The organism is Acidovorax sp. BLS4 (genome assembly GCF_032929295.1).
In the GTDB taxonomy this organism is placed as follows: domain Bacteria; phylum Pseudomonadota; class Gammaproteobacteria; order Burkholderiales; family Burkholderiaceae_C; genus Paracidovorax.
This window is the reverse complement of the sequence record NZ_CP136797.1, coordinates 2190759-2207836: the sequence shown is the minus strand read 5'-3', so window position 1 is coordinate 2207836 and position 17078 is coordinate 2190759. Positions and strand designations below refer to the sequence as shown.

Here is a 17078-nt window from a genome sequence, read left to right as displayed (position 1 = left end):
TCATGGGGAGCATGCATAATGGGTCGATGCTGCTGAGAAACGCAACGCCCTCCCCTCACCCAAAAGCCGCCTTGGCCTCCAGGCGGCTTTTTGCTTTCTGAACATCCCATCGAGGCCATTGCACCATGCCCCTGCCCCCCGCCCCCACCCGGCGCGCCGCGCTGCTTTCTCCGGATGCTTACCACCAGACCGCGGCCCGTGCGGACCTGACCGCCGTTGACGAACCGGTCGAAGCCTTCGAACCCGCCAACCCTCCCGCCACCCGTTCCACCCGCAGGCCCGCGCGCACGGCCCCCTCCGCCCGCGATGCGGCACCCCGCCCTGAAAGCACTGCCGCGCGTGCACCCGCGCCAGTGGCCAGCGAGGCACCGCCGCAACCCGAGCAGCGCGCGCCGTCGCGACGCCGCGCCGCACCGGCCCCTGCGCCGGTGCAGGCCCGTGAGTCCGCCCTGGCCGAGCCGGTGCAGGCACGCACCGCCGCGCCCGAGCCCGCACCAGCCCCCGCTGCGGCATCCAGCGCGCGCAGCCGCAAGGTGCGCAGCAACGGCCCCAAGAAGATGTTCGTGCTGGACACCAACGTGCTGCTGCACGACCCGACCAGCCTCTTCCGATTCGAGGAACACGACATCTTCCTGCCGATGATCGTGCTCGAGGAACTCGACGGCCACAAGAAAGGCATGACCGAGGTCGCCCGCAACGGACGCCAGGCCAGCCGCACGCTCGACGCCCTGGCCGCCGCGCAGGGCGCCGACATCGCGCGCGGGCTCAAGCTCGACTCCACCGGCCAGCGCGCGGCCGGCGGCTGCCTGTATTTCCAGACGGCGCCGCTCGACTACAGCCTGCCCACCAGCCTGCCCCAGGGCAAGGCTGACAACCAGATCCTGGGCGTCGTCGAGGCGCTGCGCAAGCTGCATGCCCCGCGCGAAGTCGTGCTGGTGTCCAAGGACATCAACATGCGCGTCAAGGCGCGCGCGCTCGGCCTGAACGCCGAGGACTACCAGAACGACAAGACGCTCGAAGACGGCGACCTGCTGTACTCCGGCCTGCTCGCGCTGCCGGCCGACTTCTGGATCAAGACCGGCAAGAACGTGGAAAGCTGGCAGAGCGGCGTGCACACGTACTACCGCATCGGCGGACCGATCGTGCCGCAACTGATGATCAACCAGTTCGTGTACTTCGAGGCGCCCGGCGAGCCCAGCCTGTTCGCCCGCGTGACCGAGATCCGCGACCGCACGGCGGTGCTGCAGACGCTCAAGGACTACGGCTCGGCCAAGAACGCCATCTGGGGCGTGAACACCCGCAACCGCGAGCAGAACTTCGCCATGAACCTGCTCATGGACCCCGAGGTGGACTTCGTCACCCTCACCGGCACGGCCGGCACCGGCAAGACGCTGATGGCGTTGGCCGCGGGCCTCACGCAGGTGCTGGACGAGCGCCGCTATACCGAGATCATCATGACCCGCGCCACGGTGAGCGTGGGCGAGGACATCGGCTTCCTGCCCGGCACCGAAGAGGAAAAGATGGGCCCGTGGATGGGCGCGCTGGACGACAACCTGGAATTTTTGGCCAAGGGCGACGGCGGCAACGCGGGCGAATGGGGCCGCGCGGCCACCAACGAGCTGATCCGCAGCCGCATCAAGATCAAGAGCATGAACTTCATGCGCGGGCGCACGTTCCTCAACAAGTACGTGATCATCGACGAGGCGCAGAACCTCACGCCCAAGCAGATGAAAACGCTCATCACGCGGGCGGGCCCGGGCACCAAGATCATCTGCATGGGCAACCTGGCGCAGATCGACACGCCGTACCTGACCGAAGGCTCCTCCGGCCTGACCTACGCGGTGGACCGCTTCAAGGGCTGGCCGCACAGCGGCCACATCACCCTGGCGCGCGGCGAGCGCTCACGCCTGGCGGACTTCGCCAGCGAAGTGCTGTGAGCGGGAGCACCCGGTAATGGCCGTGGGATGGATGACCGCGCTGAAGCTGGTGCCCTGGGGCGACGTGATCGAGGCGACGCCCCAGATCCTGCAGGCCGCCCGGCGGCTGCTGGGCCAGACGCAGAAAGGGCCGGCAGCCACCGCCGCCGCACCCCTGCCCAACGGCACGGAGGACGGCCTGGCCGCACTGCGCCAGCGGGTGCAGGCGCTGGAGGCCGAGCAGCAGGCGTCGGCCGTGCTGATCGGCTCGCTCGCCGAGCAGAACGCTCAGCTCGTGCGCGCGGTGGATGCGCTGCGGGTGCGCAGCCAGCGCCTGACGATCGCCGTGGCACTGGCCGGCGTCGCCACCGTGGGGCTGCTGGCCTGGACGCTGGGCGGCAGCTGAACGGGCCGCACCGCATTCCAGGCGTTTGCTATTTAATTGATAGCAATATGCCCTAGAAGGATATGCGCTGGCGGCCTTTTTGACCCCAGGCGCCTAGAAATCGTCGCCGGAGCCCATGGCGAGGTTTTCGAAGCGCGTCTGGTTCTTCTGGAAGAACAGCTTCACCGTGCCGGTGGGGCCGTTCCGTTGCTTGCCGATGATGACCTCGGCCACGTTCGGCTCCTTGCTGTCCTTGTTGTAGTAGTCGTCGCGGTAGATGAACATGATGATGTCGGCATCCTGCTCGATGGCGCCGGATTCGCGCAGGTCGGACATCATCGGCCGCTTGTCGGTGCGCTGCTCCACCGAGCGGTTGAGCTGAGACAGCGCGATCACCGGGCACTGCAGTTCCTTGGCCAGCATCTTGAGGCCCCGGGAGATCTCGCCCAGTTCGGTGGCGCGGTTGTCCGAGCTGGACGAACCCGAGCCGCTCATGAGCTGCAGGTAGTCGACCACGATCAGTCCCAGCTTGCCGCACTGGCGCGCCAGCCGGCGCGCGTTGGCGCGCAGCTCGCTGGGCGTGAGGCCCGGCGTCTCGTCGATGTGCAGCGACACCGTGCGCAGGCGCTCGATGGCCTCGGTCAGCCGCGGCCATTCTTCGTCGGTCAGCTTGCCGGTGCGCAGGTTGCCCTGGTTCACGCGGCCGATGGAGCCCACGATCCGCACCGCCAGTTGCGCCGCGCCCATTTCCATCGAGAAGATGGCCACGGGCAGGCCTTCGTTGAGCGCCACGTGTTCGGCGATGTTCACGGCGAACGAGGTCTTGCCCATGGACGGCCGCGCCGCCAGCACCACCATATCGCCCGCCTGCAGGCCCGATGTCATGCGGTCCAGGTCGGCGAAACCCGTGGGCACGCCGGTCACGTCCACGGGGTTGTCCGCCATTTCCTGGACGCGGTCCAGCAGGTCCACCACCAGCGTGTCCAGCGACTGGAAACCCTGCTTCATGCGCGAGCCTTCTTCGCCGATGGCGAAGATCTTCTGCTCGGCCTCGTCCAGGATGCGCTCGACCGGCTTGCCCTTGGGATTGAAGGCGTTGGTGGCGATCTCGTCGCTGGCCGTGACCAGCTTGCGCAGGATCGAACGCTCCCGCACGATCTCGGCATAGCGCCGGATGTTGCTCGCGCTCGGCACGTACTGCGCCAGGCTGTTGAGGTAGGCCAGCCCGCCGATCTCCTCCGCCTTGCCCAGCCCCTGCAGCCGCTCGTACACCGTGATCACGTCGGCGGGTTTGCTGGCGTTCACCATCGCACCGATGGCCGAATAGATGAGCTGGTGCTCGTGCCGATAGAAATCGCCATCCACCAGCAGGTCGCCCACCCGGTCCCAGGCCATGTTGTCGAGCAGCAGGCCACCCAGCACGCTGGACTCGGCCTCCAGGGAATGCGGCGGCACGCGCAGCTGGGCGACTTCGCGGTCCGGCGCCGGAGCGAAATCCTCGTCGATGGAAAGGGACTCGAGGGTCATGGCAAAAGGTCCTCTCGCGGCGGGCGCGGTGGATTACCGTCAGGCAGATGGGAAGACTGGGATGACAAGTCTGTGGACAAGCTGTTCACAGGCGGTGGGTGACCGGTGCATGGAACAGCAGGCCAGAAACGCGAAAGCCGCCCGAGGGCGGCTTCGCGGTCGATGCCAGAGGCAGCGCTTTTTCGTTAGGCGGTTTCGCCGTAGACCGACACGGTCACGTCCACCACCACGTCGGTGTGCAGGGCCACGCTCACCGTGTTGTCGCCGACGACCTTGATCGGGCCGTTGGGCAGGCGGATCTGCGACTTCACGACCTTGTAGCCTTGCTTGTTCAGCTCTTCGGCGATGTCGTGGTTGGTCACGGAACCAAACAGGCGGCCGTCCACGCCGGCCTTTTGCGTCAGCTTGATGGTCGTGCCACCGAGCTTTTCGCCTTGGGCCTGGGACTCGGCCAGCTTCGCGGCAGCGGCCTTTTCGAGTTCGGCGCGCTTGGCTTCGAATTCAGCCTTGGCGGATTCGGTGGCGCGGCGTGCGCGGCCCGAAGGAATCAGGAAGTTGCGGGCATAGCCGTCTTTGACCTTGACGATTTCGCCGAGGTTGCCGAGGTTCACAACCTTGTCGAGCAGGATGATTTGCATGACTGTTGCTCCTTAGATCTTGTGCTGGTCGCTGTAAGGCACCAGGGCCAGGAAGCGCGCGCGCTTGATGGCGGTGTTCAGCTGACGCTGGTAGATGGCGCGCGTGCCGGTCAGGCGTGCGGGGATGATCTTGCCGTTTTCGGCGATGAAGTCACGCAGCGTGTCGACATCCTTGTAGTCGATCTCTTCGACGCCGGCGACGGTGAAGCGGCAAAAGCGCTTGCGCTTGAACAGCAGCGACTGGGTGTTGCGCTTCGGGCGCTTGTCTTTGTTGAACTTCTTGAACGTGGCCATTTTCGGACCTCTTGAAAATTAATCTTGTTGAATATCCTGGATGTGGAACACCAGCCCCTTGCCGTTGCGCGACGTCGCCAGAAACCCCCGGAAGATCCAGAGGCTGCCGAGCGCCTGTCTTGCCAGCCGCTCTGCGAGCGTGCCGAAGGCAATGGCCTTCACGACCGCCTTGACCTCGCGCTGTGCACCGGCTTCCTGCTGCTGAGACCCGTGTTCGAGCTTCAGATCCAGGGCCGGCAGGCCAGCGGGCGTGTAGCGCAGGGCCTGAGCCTCGGCGATACAGGCGGTGAGGACAACGTGGTTTTCCACTCCTCCAGTCGATGGATCAGCGCTCGCCCGAAGCGGCGAACTCGGCCTGGCTGGCCTTGCGGGCTTCTTCGCGCTCGACGGTCTTCATCATGGAGGAAGGGCCCGTGTCGGCCTTCTTCTTTTGAACCGTCAGGTGGCGCAGCACGGCGTCGTTGAACTTGAATGCATGCTCCAGTTCCGCCATCACGGCCTGGTCGGCTTCGATGTTCACGCACAGGTAGTGGGCCTTGGCGAGCTTGTTGATCAGGTACGCCAGTTGACGGCGGCCCCAGTCTTCCACGCGGTGCACCTTGCCGCCGCCGGCGACGATCATGCCCTTGTAGCGCTCCAGCATGGCTGGAACTTGTTCGCTTTGATCCGGATGGATCAACAAAATGATTTCGTAGTGACGCATGCAAACTCCTTGTGGATGAAACCACCCGCTGCGTCTAGAAGCGGTGTGGCAAGGCAAAGCCGGCGATTATAGCCCCAAGGCCGGTCGCTTGTACACTCACGCCGGCCGAGACCGACGCCAGCCCGACGCATCTGCGTGCAAACGTCGCCTTTTCGCTTGAAATCCGCCGGGTGGCACCCATTTGCCGCGCGTACCGTTCACTTTCAGAAGAAATCGACATGTCCGATCAAAACAATCCAGCCACCGCCTCTCATGGGGACGCCTCCCCCTCTCCTGAAGAAGTCGAAGCCGCGATGGCGGCACATGCCTCCGATGAACTGGGCCGCCTGCAGGGCGAACTGGCCGAGCTGAAGGCCAAGAGCGCCGATCTCGCCGACCAATTCCTGCGCGCCAAGGCCGAGGCCGAGAACGCCCGCCGCCGCGCCGAGGAGGAAATCTCCAAGGCCCGCAAGTTCGGCATCGAGAGCTTCGCGGAAAGCATGCTCCCCGTGGCCGATAGCCTGGCCGCGGCCCTGGCCATCAAGGACGCCACGATCGAACAGTTGCGCGAAGGCTCGGACGCCACGCTGCGCCAGCTCACCTCCGCCCTGGAGCGCAACAAGGTGCTGGCCATCAACCCCAATGCAGGCGACAAGTTCGACCCGCACCAGCACCAGGCCATCAGCATGGTGCCGGCCGACCAGGAGCCCAACACGGTGGTGTCCGTGTTGCAAAAAGGCTACGTGATCGCCGAGCGCGTGCTGCGCCCGGCCTTGGTCACGGTGTCCGCGCCCAAGTAAGCACCCGCCGACCCAAAGAAAAACTGACGGCGACGGCTTGAAGCCGGCCAAGTTATCCACAAGTTATCGGCATCCAAATCTTTTTCAAAATCTCGGAGAACAACATGGGAAAAATCATCGGTATCGACCTGGGCACCACCAACAGCTGCGTGTCCATCATGGAAGGCAACACCACGCGGGTGATTGAGAACTCGGAAGGCGCGCGCACCACGCCCTCCATCGTGGCGTACCAGGAAGACGGCGAAGTGCTGGTCGGCGCCTCGGCCAAGCGCCAGGCCGTCACCAACCCGCAGAACACGCTGTACGCGATCAAGCGCCTGATCGGCCGCAAGTTCACCGAAAAGGAAGTGCAAAAGGACATCGACCTGATGCCCTACAAGATCACGGCGGCCGACAACGGCGACGCCTGGGTCGAAGTGCGCGGCAACAAGATCTCGGCCCAGCAGGTCAGCGCCGACATCCTGCGCAAGATGAAGAAGACCGCCGAAGACTACCTGGGCGAGCCGGTGACGGAAGCCGTCATCACGGTGCCCGCGTACTTCAACGACGCCCAGCGCCAGGCCACCAAGGACGCCGGCCGCATCGCGGGCCTGGACGTCAAGCGCATCATCAACGAGCCCACGGCCGCGGCCCTGGCCTTCGGCCTGGACAAGCAGGAAAAGGGCGACCGCAAGATCGCCGTGTATGACCTGGGTGGCGGCACGTTCGACGTGTCCATCATCGAGATCGCCGACGTCGATGGCGAAAAACAGTTCGAAGTGCTGTCCACCAACGGCGACACGTTCCTGGGCGGCGAAGACTTCGACCAGCGCATCATCGACTACATCATTTCCGAGTTCAAGAAGGACCAGGGCGTCGATCTGTCCAAGGACGTGCTGGCCCTGCAACGCCTGAAGGAAGCGGCCGAGAAGGCCAAGATCGAGCTGTCCAACAGCGCGCAGACCGACATCAACCTGCCCTACATCACGGCGGACGCCTCGGGCCCGAAGCACCTGAACATCAAGCTCACGCGCGCCAAGCTCGAAGCGCTGGTGGAAGAGCTGATCGAACGCACGATCGCCCCCTGCCGCACGGCCATCAAGGACGCCGGCATCAGCGTGTCGGACATCCATGACGTGATCCTGGTCGGCGGCATGACCCGCATGCCCAAGGTGCAGGACAAGGTCAAGGAGTTCTTCGGCAAGGACCCGCGCAAGGACGTGAACCCGGACGAAGCCGTGGCCGTGGGCGCCGCCATCCAGGGCCAGGTGCTGTCGGGCGACCGCAAGGACGTGCTGCTGCTGGACGTGACGCCGCTGTCGCTGGGCATCGAAACGCTGGGCGGCGTGATGACCAAGATGATCAGCAAGAACACCACGATCCCGACGAAGTTCGCACAGACCTTCTCGACCGCCGACGACAACCAGCCGGCCGTGACGATCAAGGTGTTCCAGGGCGAACGCGAACTGGCCAGCGCCAACAAGCTGCTGGGCGAGTTCAACCTGGAAGGCATTCCGCCGGCAGGCCGCGGCGTGCCGCAGATCGAGGTGAGCTTCGACATCGATGCCAACGGCATCCTGCACGTGGGCGCCAAGGACAAGGGCACGGGCAAGGAAAACAAGATCACCATCAAGGCGAACTCGGGCCTGTCCGAGGAAGAGATCCAGAAGATGGTGAAGGACGCCGAACTGAACGCGGCCGACGACAAGAAGAAGCTGGAACTGGTCCAGGCGCGCAACCAGGGCGAAGCCGCCGTGCACAGCGTGACCAAGAGCCTCGCCGAGCACGGCGACAAGCTCGATGCGGCCGAGAAGGAGCAGATCGAGTCCGCCGTGAAGGCCCTGGAAGACGCGCTCAAGGGCGAGGACAAGGCCGCCATCGACGACAAGACGACCGCGCTGATGACCGCCAGCCAGAAGCTGGGCGAGAAGATGTACGCCGAAGCGCAGGCCGCCCAGGCTGCGGCAGCAGGTGGCACGGAAGGTGCAGCGCCCCAGGGCGGTGCCTCGTCCTCCGCCGGCGCAGCGCCGCACGACGACAACGTGGTGGACGCTGAAGTGAAGGAAGTGAAGAAAGGCTGAGCGCGCTCGCGTGCCCGACTAGCCGCCGCGCCGGGCCCTGCACAGGGGTCAGCGCGGCGTTCCTGTTCCAACCGAGCTCGGAAAGACCATGTCCAAGAGAGACTTTTACGAAGTTCTGGGCGTTCCAAAGAACGCCTCGGACGAAGAGATCAAGAAGGCTTATCGCAAGCTCGCGATGAAGCACCACCCTGACCGCAACCAGGGTGACGCGGCCAAGCCTGCCGAAGAGCGGTTCAAGGAAGCCAAAGAGGCTTATGAAATGCTCTCCGATCCGCAGAAGCGGGCCGCCTACGACCAGTACGGCCACGCGGGCGTGGACCCGAACATGCGCGGCCCCGGCGGCGCGGGTGCGGAAGGCTTCGGTGGCTTTGCCGAGGCCTTCGGCGACATCTTCGGCGACATGTTCGGCCAGGGCGGGGCGCGCGGGCGCGGCCAGGGCGGGCGCCAGGTCTATCGCGGCAACGACCTGAGCTACGCGATGGAGGTCACCCTCGAAGAGGCGGCCAAGGGCAAGGACGCGCAGATCCGCATTCCCTCCTGGGAATCGTGCGAGACCTGCCACGGCAGCGGCGCCAAGCCGGGCACCAGCGCCAAGACCTGCACCACCTGTGCCGGTGCCGGCACGGTGCAGATGCGCCAGGGCTTCTTCAGCGTGCAGCAGACCTGCCCGCACTGCCGCGGCACGGGCAAGATCATTCCCGAGCCCTGCACCACCTGCCACGGCCAGGGCAAGGTCAAGAAGCAAAAGACGCTGGAAGTGAAGATCCCCGCCGGCATCGACGACGGCATGCGCATCCGCAGCACCGGCAACGGCGAGCCGGGCACCAACGGCGGCCCGCCGGGGGACCTGTACATCGAGATCCGCCTGAAGAAGCACGACATCTTCGAGCGCGACGGCGACGACCTGCATTGCCAGGTGCCGGTGAGCTTCATCACGGCCGCGCTGGGCGGCGAAATCGAAGTGCCCACGCTGCAGGGCAAGGCGGCCATCGACATTCCCGAAGGCACCCAGGCCGGCAAGCAGTTCCGCCTGCGCGGCAAGGGCATCAAGGGCGTGCGGGCCAGCTACCCCGGCGACCTGTACTGCCACATCGCGGTCGAAACGCCGGTCAAGCTGACCGAGCACCAGCGCAAGCTGCTGCGCGAACTGGAGGAGTCGCTCAAGAAAGGCGGCGCCAAGCACTCGCCCAGCGGCGAAAGCTGGACCGACCGGCTGAAGAACCTGTTCAGCTGATCGCAGCCAGGCCTTGACCGCCAACGGCGCCTTCGGGCGCCTTTTTTTGCGTGAATGGGCAGCAAATCCATCGCATACCACGATGGCTCGCGGCATTTTCATGGGAGAAAATACGGCAACTCTCTGATTCAGAGAATTCTCCAACCACGATGAAAAGCTCCGAGCGCAGTTTTGCGCGCCGAATCGACCTCACCTCGCTGCAGCTCTTCGTGGCCGTCTGCGAGCTGGGAAGCATCGGCCGCGCGGCGGAGCGGGAGTTCATCGCCGCCTCCGCCGTCAGCAAGCGCCTGTCCGACCTGGAAACCGCGGTGGACACAGCCCTGCTCTACCGGCACAGCCGCGGCGTCACCCTCACGCCCGCTGGCGAAAGCCTGCTGCACCACGCCCGCACCGTGCTGTTCGGCCTGGAGCGCATGCAAGGCGAACTGAGCGAGTACGCCGACGGAGTGCGCGGCCATGTGCGCATGCACGCCAACATCTCGGCCATCGTGCAGTTCCTGCCCGAGGACCTGGGGGCCTTCGCCCGCGCGCACAGCCAGGTCAAAATCGACCTGCAGGAACACCTGAGCCCCGACGTGCTGCAAGCCGTGCGCGAGGGCGCGGCCGACCTGGGGCTGTGCCACACCGGCGCCGCCGCCGAACCCGAGGGCCTGCAAAGCCGCCCCTACCGCAGCGACCGCTTGGTGCTCGTCGTGCCGCAGGGGCATGCATTGTCCCGGCATGCTGCTATCAAATTTGAAGCAATCCTCGACTGCGACATCGTCGGCCTGCAGGCCAACAGCAGCATCAGCCTGGCCATGCAACAGGCGGCCGCGCAGGCCGGGCGCCCGCTGCGCCAGCGCATCCAGGTCACCGGGCTGGATGCCATGTGCCGCATGATCGACAACGGCCTGGGCGTGGGCCTGCTGCCGGACCGGGCCTTCGCTTTGATGCGCGGCGTGGGCCGGCTGCAGTCCGTCGCGCTCGACGAACCCTGGGGCCAGCGCGAGTTGCGCCTGGTGGCCCGCGACTTCGACACCCTGCCGGTCACGGCCCGGCTGCTGGTCGAACACTTGGTGCCACCTGCCCCGCCCGAGCCTTCCTAAAATCATCCACCCCACCTGAAACCCACCAAAGAGACCGCCATGGGACGCACCCTGTACGACAAGATCTGGGACGAGCACGTCGTCCACACCGAGGAGGACGGCACCGCCATCCTCTACATCGACCGCCACCTGGTGCACGAAGTGACCAGCCCGCAGGCGTTCGAGGGCCTGCGCCAGGCCGGCCGCAAGGTCTGGCGCGTCAGTTCCATCGTCGCCACGGCGGACCACAACACGCCCACCACCGGCTGGGAGCGGGGCTACGACGGCATCACCGACCCGATCAGCAAGGAGCAGATCACCACGCTCGACAAGAACATCGCCGAGGTCGGCGCCGCGGCGTTCTTCCCGTTCATGAGCAAGCGCCAGGGCATCGTCCACGTGATCGGCCCCGAGAACGGCGCCACGCTGCCCGGCATGACGGTGGTGTGCGGCGACAGCCACACCAGCACGCACGGCGCCTTCGGCGCGCTGGCGCACGGCATCGGCACCAGCGAGGTCGAGCACGTGATGGCCACGCAGACCCTGCTGGCCAAGAAGGCCAAGAACATGCTCATCCGCGTGGACGGCCAGGTCGCGCCCGGCGTGACGGCCAAGGACATCGTGCTGGCCATCATCGGCAAGATCGGCACGGCGGGCGGCACCGGCTACACCATCGAGTTCGGCGGCCCGGCGATCCGCGCCCTCAGCATCGAAGGCCGCATGACGGTCTGCAACATGGCCATCGAGGCGGGCGCGCGCGCCGGCCTGGTGGCGGTGGACGACAAGACCATCGACTACGTGAAGGGCCGGCCGCTGTCGCCCTCGGGCGTGGAATGGGACCAGGCGGTCGCCTACTGGAAGACGCTGCAGTCGGATGCCGACGCGCACTTCGACACGGTGGTCACGCTGAACGCCGCGGACATCGTGCCGCAGATTACCTGGGGCACCTCGCCCGAGATGGTGCTGGGCGTGGATGCCCGCGTGCCCGATCCCGACAAGGAAAAGGACGCTAACAAGCGCGGCGCCATGGAGCGCGCGCTCACCTACATGAACCTGGAGCCCGGCAAGGCGCTGAACGACATCTTCGTGGACAAGGTGTTCATTGGCTCGTGCACCAACAGCCGCATCGAGGACATGCGCGAAGCCGCCGCGGTGGTCAAGAAGCTGGGCCAGAAGGTCGCCAAGAACATCAAGCTGGCCATGGTGGTGCCCGGCTCCGGCCTGGTGAAGGAGCAGGCCGAGCGCGAAGGCCTGCACGAGATCTTCAAGGCCGCGGGCTTCGAATGGCGCGAGCCCGGCTGCTCGATGTGCCTGGCCATGAACGCCGACCGCCTGGAGCCCGGCGAGCGCTGCGCCTCCACCAGCAACCGAAACTTCGAAGGCCGCCAGGGCGCGGGCGGACGCACCCACCTGGTCTCGCCGGCCATGGCCGCCGCGGCCGCCGTGCACGGGCACTTCGTGGACGTGCGCCAGTTCGCCTGAGCGCCACGGCTGCATTCCATTCACCCCAAGGACACTTGCCGTGAACAAGACCGCCACCCTTCTCACCCTGGCCCTGGCTTGCCTGCTGGCCGGCTGCAACACCGTCAAGGGCATGGGCCAGGACGTGCAACGCGCGGGCAGCGCCATCGAACGGGCCGCCAAATGACCGGCCATGCCACGCGCCAGACCTCCAGAAAGAACCGCCGCATGAAAGCCGTATGGCCCCTCTTCACCGCCTGGCTTTTGGGCGGTTGCGCCACGGCCCTGGCGGCCGACCGCGCCTGCGTGATCGAAGGCAACGTGCCCGTCGCCGGCAAAACCGTGGCGGTGAAGGACTGCATGGAGTTCACCGCCGGCATTCCGGCCGAGCAGCTCAAGGCGAGCTGCAACGGCCTGGCGCAGACCTCGGCCCAGCTCGGGGGCAAGGCAGGCAAGGTGACCTTCCTCGCGCAGTGCCCCCGGCCCGCCAGTGGCGCGTGCAAGGGGCTGATGGGCCAGCCGCTGGACGCCTACTACTACAACCTGTCGCCCGAAGCCGTGCAGGAAAAACGCAAGGCCTGCGAAACATCCACCGCCGCCATCAAGGGCGGCACCTGGAGCAACGGGCAGTAACGCACCGCTGCCTTCGAGCCCTTTCACGGACACATACCATGCAGAAATTCACCCTCCACCAAGGCCTCGTGGCCCCCATGGACCGCGAGAACGTCGATACCGACGCCATCATTCCGAAGCAGTTCCTCAAGTCGATCAAGAAGACCGGCTTCGGCGTGAACCTGTTCGACGAGTGGCGCTACCTGGACCACGGCGAACCGGGCCAGGACCCGGCGAGCCGCAAGCCCAACCCGGACTTCGTGCTCAACCAGCCCCGCTACGCCGGCGCGTCCATCCTGCTGGCGCGCAAGAATTTCGGCTGCGGATCGAGCCGCGAGCACGCGCCCTGGGCGCTGGACCAATACGGCTTTCGCGCCGTGATCGCGCCGAGCTTCGCGGACATCTTCTTCAACAACTGCTTCAAGAACGGCCTGCTGCCCATCGTGCTGCCCGAGGCCACCGTGGCGCAGCTGTTCGATGAGGTGCACGCCTTTCCCGGCTACCAGCTCACCATCGATCTGGAGCGCCAGGTGATCGTGCGCCAGAACCGCGACGAGGTCGTGGGCGAAGAGATTCCGTTCGAGGTGAACGCCTTTCGCAAGTACTGCCTGCTCAACGGGTTCGACGACATCGGCCTGACCCTGCGGCAGTCCGACAAGATCAAGGCGTTCGAGGCCCAGCGCCTGGCCACCAAGCCCTGGCTGGCCCACACCATGGCGGGCTGATCTGCACGGCAGCAGCCAAACATCAAGTGTCCAATCGGCCCGCAGCGCAATAAGCACTAGGGCATATCGCTATCAAAAGAGAAGCAAAGACATGAAAATCGCAGTTTTGCCGGGCGACGGCATCGGCACGGAAATCGTGGCAGAGGCCGTCAAGGTGCTGGACGTGCTGGGCCTTCCGTTCGAGATGGAGTCCGCCCTGGTCGGCGGCGCCGCCTACGAGGCCCACGGCCACCCGCTGCCCGAAGCCACGCTGAAGCTGGCGCAGGACGCCGACGCCGTGCTGTTCGGCGCCGTGGGTGACTGGAAGTACGACAAGCTCGACCGCCCCCTGCGCCCCGAACAGGCCATCCTGGGCCTGCGCAAGCACCTGGGGCTGTTCGCCAATTTCCGCCCGGCCATCTGCTACGAGCAGTTGGTGGGCGCTTCGAGCCTCAAGCCCGAGCTGATCTCGGGCCTCGACATCCTCATCATCCGCGAGCTGACGGGCGACATCTACTTCGGCCAGCCGCGCGGCCGGCGCACGGCCGTGGACGGCCACTTCCCCGGTGCCGAAGAGGCCTTCGACACCATGCGCTACTCCAAGCCGGAGATCGAGCGCATCGCCCACGTGGCGTTCCAGGCCGCGCGCAAGCGCAGCAAGAAGGTCACCAGCGTGGACAAGGCCAACGTGCTGGAAACCTTCCAGTTCTGGAAGGACGTGGTCACCGAAGTGGGCCAGCAGTACCCCGACGTGGAACTGCAGCACATGTACGTGGACAACGCGGCCATGCAACTCGTGAAGGCGCCCAAGGCCTTCGACGTGGTGGTCACCGGCAACATGTTCGGCGACATCCTGTCGGACGAGGCTTCCATGCTCACCGGCTCCATCGGCATGCTGCCCTCGGCCAGCCTCAACAGCAAGAACCAGGGCCTGTACGAGCCCAGCCATGGCAGCGCGCCCGACATCGCCGGCAAGGGCGTGGCCAATCCGCTGGCCACCATCCTGAGCGCCGCGATGATGCTGCGCTTCAGCCTGAACCAGGAAGCGGCCGCCCAGCGCATCGAAGCGGCCGTACAGAACGTGCTGGCCCAAGGCCTGCGCACGCCGGACATCTGGAGCGAAGGCACCACGAAGGTGGGCACGGCGCAGATGGGCGACGCCGTGGTGAAGGCCCTGGGCTGACCGTTGCAGCCCGGCACGCGCTGAAGCGGGCCGTTCCTGCCCAAAAGGGTGGCCTGCCGGCCACCCTTTTTTTTATCGGTCCAGGCGTTGGCGATCGCTGGTATCAGCGCGCGTCGGGTGCGGCCTGCGGCGCGGCCGATGCCGCGCGAACGAAGGACCGGCGACGCACCCAGAAGGCCAGCGCCCCCACCGGTGCGGAGATGGTGAGGATGAGCGGAGCCTGGGGCCCGGCCTTCGCAAAGCCCGCTCCCAGCAGCTGCAGGCTCAACCACTGCGCGGACCATGCGCCCGTGGTCCAGTCCAGATGGCACTGCACCACGCCCACCGCCACCCCGGCACACCACAGCCACTTGCGCTTCGGGATCGGCGTGCGGACGCAGACCCACAGCGTATAGACGATCCCGAGCGGAATGCCGATCGCGAGCGCGAGGAACAGGTAGTGGCCCGGCGTTTTGCCTTCCAGCGAAAAGCGGTGGGTGGCGGCCAGGGACTGCGACGCCGGCGTCACCTGCAGTGCATTGAAGACGACCGCGCCGTCGCGCTGCTCCAGCATGGCAGAGACGACCAGCCAGGACTGCGGATACTCGTACTCGAGCGTGAGGTGGTGGAAGGTGGCGGAATCGGTCTTCAGAACCTGAACGCCCACCGCCTCGGCGGATTGGGGCGGTCCCGGGGGGATCAATGCCGCCATCCGGCCCAGGTTCTGCCGCAGATCGGCGGTGCGCAACCGGGGCGCCAGCCGGGCCTCGATGGCCGGAAAATCCTGGCGGGCCAGTTCATCGACGGCATCGCGAACCCTCTGCGTCTCCTGCGGCGCGATCGATGCTGGGCTGTCCTGTGAGGCATTGCAGCCGCTCAACAGAGCGGCCAGGGCAAGAAAGGCGGTGGCGACGATGCGCATGCGGTGAGGGACCTTTGACGTGGAAAAAGGCCGGATGTTAAACAACACCTCCCGCCGCCCCTCAAAAAACAGCACCGTCGGCAAAAGGCCTTCCGCTACAATCGCCGCCTATGTTTGCCGCCCGCCCGTTCACCCTGCTGAACACTGCACCCGCCGCCCTGGCCGGTGGGGCCGCGCGCGCAACCACCACCAAAACCACGACCATTAAGGGCTGATCCAGCCTGGTTCGTCGTGCGCCCTTCCTGGCCAGACGAGCCAGGCGAAAAGTCCCGGTCGGGTACTGTTTCTTAAACTGAATAGGGGCGTTGAAATGAGCAAGTTGGTAGGTTTGGTCGGCTGGCGCGGCATGGTCGGCTCCGTATTGATGGACCGCATGCAGGCCGAAGGCGATTTCGGTCTCATCGAGCCCGTGTTCTTCTCCACGTCGAACGCAGGCGGCAAGGCCCCGGCGCAGGCCAAGAACGAAACCACGCTCCAGGACGCCTTCGACATCAACGCCCTCAAGCGCTGCGACATCATCCTGACCGCCCAGGGCGGCGACTACACCACCGAAGTGTTTCCCAAGCTGCGCGACGCCGGCTGGAACGGCCACTGGATCGACGCCGCTTCCACGCTGCGCATGAAGGAAGACGCGGTCATCGTGCTGGACCCGGTCAACCTGCCCGTGATTCAGGATGCCCTGGCCAAAGGCGGCAAGAACTGGATCGGCGGCAACTGCACCGTGAGTTGCATGCTGATGGGCGTGGGTGCGCTGTACAAGGCCGGCCTGGTCGAGTGGATGAGCACGCAGACCTACCAGGCAGCCAGCGGCGGCGGCGCCCAGCACATGCGCGAACTGCTGACGCAATACGGCACGCTGAACGCGGAAGTGCGCTCGCTCCTGGACGATCCCAAGAGCGCCATCCTGGAAATCGACCGCAAGGTCATCGCCAAGCAGCGCAGCCTGTCGGACGCGGAAACCGCCAACTTTGGCGTGCCCCTGGGCGGCAGCCTGATCCCCTGGATCGACAAGGACCTGGGCAACGGCATGTCCAAGGAAGAGTGGAAGGGCATGGCCGAGACGAACAAGATCATGGGCCAGGGCGAAGGCTTCGACACGCCCGCGGTGCCTGTGGACGGTTTTTGTGTGCGGGTGGGCGCCATGCGCTGCCACAGCCAGGCCCTCACCTTCAAGCTGAAGAAGCACGTGCCCGTGGCCGACATCGAGGCCATGATCGCCGCCGACAACGAGTGGGTGAAGGTCGTGCCCAACACGCGCGAAGCCACCTTGAAGGACCTGACCCCCGTGGCCGTGACCGGCACCATGACGATTCCCGTGGGCCGCATCCGCCAGATGGCGATGGGGCCGGAATACATCGGCGCGTTCACCATCGGCGACCAACTGCTGTGGGGTGCCGCCGAACCGCTGCGCCGCATGTTGCGCATCCTGCTGGCCGAATGACGCGGCGGGCGCTGACACCGAGCCGGTGTCAGCGCGTTTAAGCACCAACGTTTTGTTACTGCTCGTTGTCCTTTGACAACATTGCTGCGGTGCACATTGCCCTTCTGAAAGGCGCCCAAAGGTTGCGCCTTGGCTCAGCTTGTCAGTGCAAAACATTGATGCTATTGTGCTTTTTA

At 65.8% G+C, this 17078-nt stretch carries 18 protein-coding genes; 12 read left to right on the top strand and 6 right to left on the bottom strand.

Annotation, left to right across the window (positions count from 1 at the left end; translation table 11 throughout):
- Positions 1 to 125: 125 nt before the first annotated feature.
- Positions 126 to 1937 (top strand): PhoH family protein, encoded by a 1812-nt coding sequence (locus R1Z03_RS10240; protein WP_317359310.1) that lies wholly within the window; start codon positions 126 to 128, stop codon positions 1935 to 1937.
- Between the two features lie 16 nt (positions 1938 to 1953).
- Positions 1954 to 2322, top strand: a complete 369-nt coding sequence (locus R1Z03_RS10235; RefSeq protein WP_317359308.1) for a hypothetical protein — start codon at positions 1954 to 1956, stop codon at positions 2320 to 2322.
- 93 nt (positions 2323 to 2415) lie between these two features.
- Here R1Z03_RS10235 and dnaB read toward each other — a convergent pair whose 3' ends face one another.
- The 5 genes from dnaB to rpsF form a co-directional block, all read right to left on the bottom strand.
- Positions 2416 to 3828 carry a replicative DNA helicase gene (gene dnaB / locus R1Z03_RS10230; protein WP_284395760.1) on the bottom strand — a complete coding sequence of 471 codons (1413 nt, stop codon included), beginning with the start codon at positions 3826 to 3828 and terminating at the stop codon, positions 2416 to 2418.
- 185 nt (positions 3829 to 4013) lie between these two features.
- Positions 4014 to 4466: a 50S ribosomal protein L9 gene (gene rplI, locus R1Z03_RS10225; protein WP_272551600.1), complete on the bottom strand. Its 453-nt coding sequence runs from the start codon at positions 4464 to 4466 to the stop codon at positions 4014 to 4016.
- Positions 4467 to 4478: 12 nt separating this feature from the next.
- Positions 4479 to 4760 carry a 30S ribosomal protein S18 gene (gene rpsR / locus R1Z03_RS10220; protein WP_011794373.1) on the bottom strand — a complete coding sequence of 94 codons (282 nt, stop codon included), beginning with the start codon at positions 4758 to 4760 and terminating at the stop codon, positions 4479 to 4481.
- Between the two features lie 18 nt (positions 4761 to 4778).
- Positions 4779 to 5069 carry a primosomal replication protein N gene (priB, locus tag R1Z03_RS10215; protein WP_272551598.1) on the bottom strand — a complete coding sequence of 97 codons (291 nt, stop codon included), beginning with the start codon at positions 5067 to 5069 and terminating at the stop codon, positions 4779 to 4781.
- Between the two features lie 16 nt (positions 5070 to 5085).
- A complete protein-coding gene (rpsF, locus tag R1Z03_RS10210; protein ID WP_272551597.1) occupies positions 5086 to 5463 on the bottom strand; it encodes a 30S ribosomal protein S6 in 378 nt (125 codons plus the stop codon).
- Between the two features lie 218 nt (positions 5464 to 5681).
- On the opposite strand from rpsF, the gene grpE reads away from it, so the two are divergent.
- The 9 genes from grpE (at position 5682) to leuB (ending at position 14560) form a co-directional block, all read left to right on the top strand.
- Positions 5682 to 6242, top strand: a complete 561-nt coding sequence (grpE, locus tag R1Z03_RS10205; protein WP_272567926.1) for a nucleotide exchange factor GrpE — start codon at positions 5682 to 5684, stop codon at positions 6240 to 6242.
- A 104-nt stretch (positions 6243 to 6346) separates the two neighbouring features.
- The gene (gene dnaK, locus R1Z03_RS10200; RefSeq protein WP_284430078.1) at positions 6347 to 8302 is read left to right on the top strand and encodes a molecular chaperone DnaK; all 1956 of its coding nucleotides are present in this window, start codon (positions 6347 to 6349) and stop codon (positions 8300 to 8302) included.
- A gap of 88 nt (positions 8303 to 8390) precedes the next feature.
- On the top strand, positions 8391 to 9536 hold the full coding sequence (gene dnaJ / locus R1Z03_RS10195; protein WP_272567922.1) for a molecular chaperone DnaJ: 1146 nt from the start codon (positions 8391 to 8393) through the stop codon (positions 9534 to 9536).
- A 149-nt stretch (positions 9537 to 9685) separates the two neighbouring features.
- Positions 9686 to 10621, top strand: a complete 936-nt coding sequence (locus R1Z03_RS10190) for a LysR family transcriptional regulator (RefSeq protein ID WP_284430077.1) — start codon at positions 9686 to 9688, stop codon at positions 10619 to 10621.
- A 39-nt stretch (positions 10622 to 10660) separates the two neighbouring features.
- The gene (gene leuC, locus R1Z03_RS10185) at positions 10661 to 12082 is read left to right on the top strand and encodes a 3-isopropylmalate dehydratase large subunit (protein ID WP_272567918.1); all 1422 of its coding nucleotides are present in this window, start codon (positions 10661 to 10663) and stop codon (positions 12080 to 12082) included.
- 67 nt (positions 12083 to 12149) lie between these two features.
- Complete coding sequence (locus R1Z03_RS10180; protein ID WP_372588273.1) at positions 12150 to 12248, top strand: entericidin A/B family lipoprotein; 99 nt, start codon at positions 12150 to 12152, stop codon at positions 12246 to 12248.
- 41 nt (positions 12249 to 12289) lie between these two features.
- Positions 12290 to 12694 (top strand): hypothetical protein, encoded by a 405-nt coding sequence (locus R1Z03_RS10175; RefSeq protein WP_317359290.1) that lies wholly within the window; start codon positions 12290 to 12292, stop codon positions 12692 to 12694.
- Positions 12695 to 12732: 38 nt separating this feature from the next.
- The gene (gene leuD / locus R1Z03_RS10170; protein WP_317359288.1) at positions 12733 to 13398 is read left to right on the top strand and encodes a 3-isopropylmalate dehydratase small subunit; all 666 of its coding nucleotides are present in this window, start codon (positions 12733 to 12735) and stop codon (positions 13396 to 13398) included.
- A gap of 91 nt (positions 13399 to 13489) precedes the next feature.
- Positions 13490 to 14560: a 3-isopropylmalate dehydrogenase gene (gene leuB, locus R1Z03_RS10165; protein WP_284407027.1), complete on the top strand. Its 1071-nt coding sequence runs from the start codon at positions 13490 to 13492 to the stop codon at positions 14558 to 14560.
- Positions 14561 to 14663: 103 nt separating this feature from the next.
- On the opposite strand, the gene R1Z03_RS10160 is transcribed toward leuB, so the two are convergent.
- Positions 14664 to 15461 (bottom strand): hypothetical protein, encoded by a 798-nt coding sequence (locus R1Z03_RS10160; protein ID WP_317359286.1) that lies wholly within the window; start codon positions 15459 to 15461, stop codon positions 14664 to 14666.
- A 310-nt stretch (positions 15462 to 15771) separates the two neighbouring features.
- Here R1Z03_RS10160 and asd point away from each other — a divergent pair, with 310 nt between their 5' ends.
- Positions 15772 to 16902 (top strand): aspartate-semialdehyde dehydrogenase, encoded by a 1131-nt coding sequence (gene asd, locus R1Z03_RS10155; RefSeq protein WP_284395903.1) that lies wholly within the window; start codon positions 15772 to 15774, stop codon positions 16900 to 16902.
- Positions 16903 to 17078 lie beyond the last annotated feature (176 nt).